Genomic DNA, 5,131 nt, shown 5'->3' with positions numbered 1-5,131 from the left:
TAAGCATCACGGACGTACTCCTCTCCAAGGTAGGCCTCGATGACTTTCTGGTTGGAACGGATCTCCTCGGGCCTGCCCTCGGCTATGGTCACACCGTAATCGAGGACCCAAATGTGCTCGCAGATCCCCATCACTACCCTCATGTCATGCTCTATCAGCAGTATGGTCAGGTTGAACCGGGTCCTGATATCCTTGACAAAACCCATAAGTTCCTGGGTCTCGTTGGGATTCATGCCGGCGGCCGGCTCATCCAGGAGAAGGAAGCTCGGGTCCGTAGCCAGGGCCCTGGCCAGCTCCAACCTCCGCTGGGCACCGTAGGGAAGGCCTCCCGATTCCTCATCGGCGAATTTTTTAAGCCCCACTGCATCGAGCAGGAAAAGGGCCTTTTCCCGCACTTCTCTCTCCTCTTTCCAGTAGGAAGGCAGGTTGAGCAGGGCGTGCCACCAGGTGGTGTTCTGGCGGACCCTCGCCCCCACCATGACATTCTGAATGACACTGGCCGTATGGAAAAGCCTGATGTTCTGGAAGGTCCTGGCTATCCCGGCGGAGCACACCTTGTGGGGAAGCCACCCGGTTATATCTTGCCCGTTGAAAAGGATACTCCCCTCGGTGGGCTTGTAAAAACCCGTCACCATGTTGAAGCAGGTAGTCTTTCCGGCACCGTTCGGTCCTATCAGGCCGACGATGCTTCCCCTGGGGATCCGCACGGAGAAGTCCCTGACGGCGACGAGTCCGCCGAAACGTATCGTGAGAGCCTCGGTCTCGAGGACCGCGTCATTGTTGGGCATCAGGCTTCACCCCTTCTCCCGAGGAGGTTGAAGAGCCAATTCCAGCTGAACTCCCGCCTGCCCATGATCCCCTGGTGCCTGAAAAGAATGATGAACAGGAGGGCCAGGGAGAACACCACCATGCGCATGCCCGGAATTCCCGGGACCGTCATGCCCGCGAAGGAGATCGGGTTCTCTACGAATCGAAGCCATTCGAGCAGGACGGTGATCACTATGCCAGCCAGGACCGTGCCGGTGATGGAGCCAAGTCCACCGGTCACCACGATCATCAGCACGTTGAAGGTCAGCGTAAAGATGAACATCCTGGGGTCAATGGTCGTGAGAAGGCTCGCCAGCAACGCCCCTCCAACCCCGGCGAAGAAGGCGCCTATCGTGAAGGAGGTCAGTCGGTACCGGAAGGTGTTTATCCCCATGGCCCGGGCCGCCACCTCGTCGTCCCTGATCGCCTTAAGGGCGTTGCCGAAGTTGCTCCGCACCAGGCGTATTATCACGAAGAGCGTCAGGAGGCACCAGCCATAGTTCCACCACAGGTTGGAATAGGAAGGTATGCCCTTCAGGCCCAGGGCACCGTTGGTGACGCGGGGCATATTGTTGGCCAGGACCCTTATGATCTCGGCAAAACCCAGGGTAGCTATCCCGAGATAGTCCCCGCCCAGTTTGAGGACGGGCAGACCAATCAGGAACCCGAAAAAGGCCGCCACCAGGCCGGCGATGATGACGGCGGCGAAAAAGGGCGCGTGCATCACCGAAAAGGGCCACATGGGGGCCTGGAGGAGGAACATGGTCTGCTTGTACGTGGCGGGCAGGATAAGGAGAGAACAGGTGTAGGCACCAATGGCCATGAAACCGGCGTGTCCCAGCGAGAAGAGCCCGGTGAATCCGTAGATGAGGTTCAGGCTCAAGGCAAGAATGATGTAGACCGCTATAAGGTTCATTATCTGGATCTTGTAACCGTCAAGGTTGCCCTTGGCCCAGAAAAGGCCGCCAACCAGCAGAAGAACCGCGATCCCATTGAGGGTGTAATTTCGTTTCCGTTTCAGGTCCATTACACTTTATCCTCCAGCTTCTCACCCATAAGTCCCGTAGGCATGATGAGAAGGATGATGATCAGAAGAATGAAGGCGAAGGCGTCTCTGAAACCAGCCAGGGAAGGCATAAAGGCCACGATCATTATTTCCATCAAACCGAGGGTCAGTCCTCCTATGACTGCTCCCTGTATGGAGCCTATGCCCCCGAAAACCGCCGCTATGAAGGCTTTAAAACCGGGTATGACGCCCATCACCGGTTGAAGTTGAGGGTACCTGAGGGCCCACATTATCCCCGAAGCGGCCGCCAGGGCGGAACCCATTCCGAAGGTGAGAGCTATTATCCTGTTCACCGGCACTCCCATGAGGCGGCTCGTCTCGATATCCCTGGAGATAGCCCTCATGCCTAGCCCGGGCTTGGTCTTGTACACAACATAAAGTAGTCCCATCATCAAAAGGAAGGACAACACCGGGACGACCAGGGTCAGTGGAAGGATCCTGATCTTACCGACGATTATCACCTTGACAAGCCACGATGGTCGCTGCACTTCCCTCGGTATTGCGGAGAAAACCACGATGGCGAAGTTCTGCAGAAAAAAGGAAACCCCGATAGCGCTTATCAGGGCTGAAATCCTGGGGGCGTCTCTCAAGGGTTTATAGGCCACCCTGTCAACGATGATGCCGGAAAAGGAGGTCACCACGATGGCTCCAATGACGGCGATAAACCAGGGAAGGCGGAAGAGGGTTACCCCCCAGAAAACGAAGTAGGCGCCCAACATGAAGATCTCGCCATGGGCGAAGTTGATCAGCCTCAGGATGCCGTAAACCATGGTGTAACCTATGGCAATAAGCGCATAGAGGCTTCCCAGGGTGAGTCCATTTAAAAGGTGCTGAACGAACATAGCCAGGCTCATAGGTGCCCCCCCTTGCGATCACGTAAAAGGCGGGGGAGGGAACTCTTTCCTCCCCCGCGCAAACCGCGACGGCTCTCCCGAGGAGAGCGGCTTCGATCGAACCTACAGTTCGGGAGTGATCGTTGCTATGTACTGCTTTTTGCCATCCTTGATCTGCACGATGCCGATTGGTTTCTCGGCATCGTGGGTCTCATTGATGGTGGTGAGCCCGGTCACGCCCTCGAAATCCCTGGTCGCCGCCAGTGCTGCAGTGACGGCTTCAGGGTCGGTGCTGCCGGCCCTTTCGATGGCGTCGGCGAGGATCATATAGGAGTCATAGCCCAGGGCGGCGTTGACGTTCGGATCATCGGAACGCTTGGCCAGCCAATTATCGGTGAAACGCCTGGCGACGGGGTTCATATCCTCCATCGAGGGATCATAGGGGAAGGTCGTATGGACGAACCCCTCGACAGCGTCGCCGCCAATCTCGACGATCTTCGGGTTGTCCATGGCATCCCCGCCCATGATCTGGAACTCCACGCCGAGTTCCTGGGCCTGCTTCATGATAATGGCGCCCTCCGCAAAGTAGGCTGGAATGAACATGATGTCGGGTTCCTTGCTGATGATCTCGGTCAATTGGGCGGTGAAGTCCTGGTCGCCCGAGTTGTAATTCAACTTGGCGACGATCTCTCCCTCGAGTTTGAGGAAGGACCTCTCAAAGAAGCCCGCGAGGCCCACAGCGTAGTCGTTGGCCACGTCGGTCAGCAGGGCCGCTTTCCTGGCCCCGATAACCTTGTAGGCATAAGTAGCGGCTCCGGCGCCCTGGAGGGGATCGATGAAGCAGACACGGAAGATGTACTTTTTACCCTCGGTGACGAGTGGGTTAGTGCAGGAGGTTCCGACCATCGGGATGCCGGCGCTTTCAGCCACTTCACCGCCTGCCATCGCCAGGGAGGAACCGTAGGAGCCGATGACGGCGATGACGTTATCCCTCTCGATGAGTCGCTTCACGGCATTGGCGGACTCCACCTTGTCGGACTTGTTATCCACGATGCTGAGCTCCACCTTCCTGCCGAGGACTTCGGGTTTCTCCTCGTGGGCCATCTTGACGCCGTCGAGTTCCAGTTGGCCGCCGAAGGCGTTTTGCCCGGTCAGGGGGAGGTAGACTCCTACATAGATAACTCCGCTCTCGACTGCCGCTTGCTCCTCTTCCGGCTCTTCCGCCGGCTCGGGTGCGGGCGCTTCCGCGGCGGGCTCAGGGGCTGGAGCCTCGGGGGCCTTCTGGCCCTGGATCATCATGAACCCTATGACCGCAATAACCACGATCACACCCAATACAAGACCTTTTTTCACTTAAGCTCACCTCCAGATGTAATGTCACCGTACGACCAATTCTACACGATTCCACCTTTCAGGGCACCAAAAGGCCCCTCGTTACAGGGTCAACCACCTCTCTTCCCACAAAAGGCCGCTCCCGGACAAAGGGACAACAACCCCTCCGGCAGCGGGTAAAATCTTGACGAAAATCCTTGCGCTTGATGCGATCATTATACTCTATCAAAGGAATAATGCATCGGGAAGGTTGACTTTCAATTTCTTTGCCATGGAGCACCTCAACGGTACCCGTTCCTTTCATCGCGGAGCCTGGAGATCTCCTCGACGAAACTGGAAATATCGGTGAATTCCCTGTAGACCGAGGCAAACCTCACGTAGGCCACCTTGTGGATATTCCTCAGTTCCTCCATGGCCAGGGATCCCACGGCCAAACTCGAGACCTCCCCTTGTCCTGTCCCTCTCAGGGCTTCCTCTATCCTGGAAACGGCCTCCTCGATCTGCTCCAGGGGGATGGGCAGCTTTTCACAGGCCTTGGCAAGCCCCTTGAGCAGCTTTTCCCTGTCGAAAACTTCCCTCTGGCCGCTCTTCTTGACTATCCAAAGCACGGGGCGGTCCTCAAATCTTTCATAGGTGGTGAAACGATACTGGCACCCGGGGCACTCCCTGCGCCTGCGGATAACCCTTCCCTCGCCCGCCGTCCTGGTTTCGAGAACCCTGGTCTCCATCAGGCCGCACTTGGGACAACGCATGGCTTGGCCCCCTTGTATCCCTGATTTTTCATTTTAACACGATGATTCGAGGATCTTCGTTTAAAAAAAGGCCCCGCTCTGAACGGGGCCCCTTGATCCGCAGGTCGGACAATCCCGAATGTACCCGGTCTTTTAATTGTATCTAGGCGCCGGCGGTTAAAGCCTTCCCCTTTTTCCGAGGGGTTCTACCATCGGGGAAGGACTCCCACGCTATTTTCTTCTGCGTTTTCTTGAAGCGTCCTCTCTCTTTCTCTTTTTGGCTTCGCTGGGTTTTTCATAGTGCTTCCGCCTGCGCGCCTCGCGCAGGATGCCTCCCTTGGATACCTCTCGCTTGAAGCGCT

At 56.9% G+C, this 5,131-nt stretch carries 6 protein-coding genes; all 6 read right to left on the bottom strand.

The features are described 5' to 3' along the window. A partial coding sequence (locus GX108_07860; GenBank protein ID NLO56944.1) for an ABC transporter ATP-binding protein occupies window positions 1-788 on the bottom strand: 788 nt, incomplete at its 3' end. Continuing rightward, the gene (locus GX108_07855) at window positions 788-1,828 is read right to left on the bottom strand and encodes a branched-chain amino acid ABC transporter permease (protein NLO56943.1); all 1,041 of its coding nucleotides are present in this window, start codon (window positions 1,826-1,828) and stop codon (window positions 788-790) included. The genes GX108_07860 and GX108_07855, both read right to left, overlap by 1 nt. A gap of 5 nt (window positions 1,829-1,833) precedes the next feature. Then, window positions 1,834-2,727 (bottom strand): branched-chain amino acid ABC transporter permease, encoded by an 894-nt coding sequence (locus GX108_07850; protein ID NLO56942.1) that lies wholly within the window; start codon window positions 2,725-2,727, stop codon window positions 1,834-1,836. A gap of 102 nt (window positions 2,728-2,829) precedes the next feature. Further along, window positions 2,830-4,002 carry an ABC transporter substrate-binding protein gene (locus GX108_07845; GenBank protein ID NLO56941.1) on the bottom strand — a complete coding sequence of 391 codons (1,173 nt, stop codon included), beginning with the start codon at window positions 4,000-4,002 and terminating at the stop codon, window positions 2,830-2,832. A 317-nt stretch (window positions 4,003-4,319) separates the two neighbouring features. After that, complete coding sequence (gene nrdR, locus GX108_07840) at window positions 4,320-4,790, bottom strand: transcriptional repressor NrdR (GenBank protein ID NLO56940.1); 471 nt, start codon at window positions 4,788-4,790, stop codon at window positions 4,320-4,322. Window positions 4,791-5,000: 210 nt separating this feature from the next. Continuing rightward, window positions 5,001-5,131 (bottom strand): 30S ribosomal protein S21 (gene rpsU / locus GX108_07835; protein NLO56939.1); only part of this gene is annotated, 131 nt, incomplete at its 5' end.

Source organism: Thermovirga sp., assembly GCA_012523215.1.
Lineage (GTDB): Bacteria > Synergistota > Synergistia > Synergistales > Thermovirgaceae > 58-81.
This window is presented reverse-complemented; position numbering and strand designations above follow the sequence as displayed.

What these genes read in the sequence shown, in the direction of transcription:
- GX108_07845 (NLO56941.1), bottom strand. Translation starts at nt 4,002, where the DNA reads ATGATCCAGGGCCAGAAGGCCCCCGAGGCTCCAGCCCCTGAGCCCGCC.
- nrdR (NLO56940.1), bottom strand. Translation starts at nt 4,790, where the DNA reads ATGCGTTGTCCCAAGTGCGGCCTGATGGAGACCAGGGTTCTCGAAACC.
- GX108_07850 (NLO56942.1), bottom strand. Translation starts at nt 2,727, where the DNA reads ATGAGCCTGGCTATGTTCGTTCAGCACCTTTTAAATGGACTCACCCTG.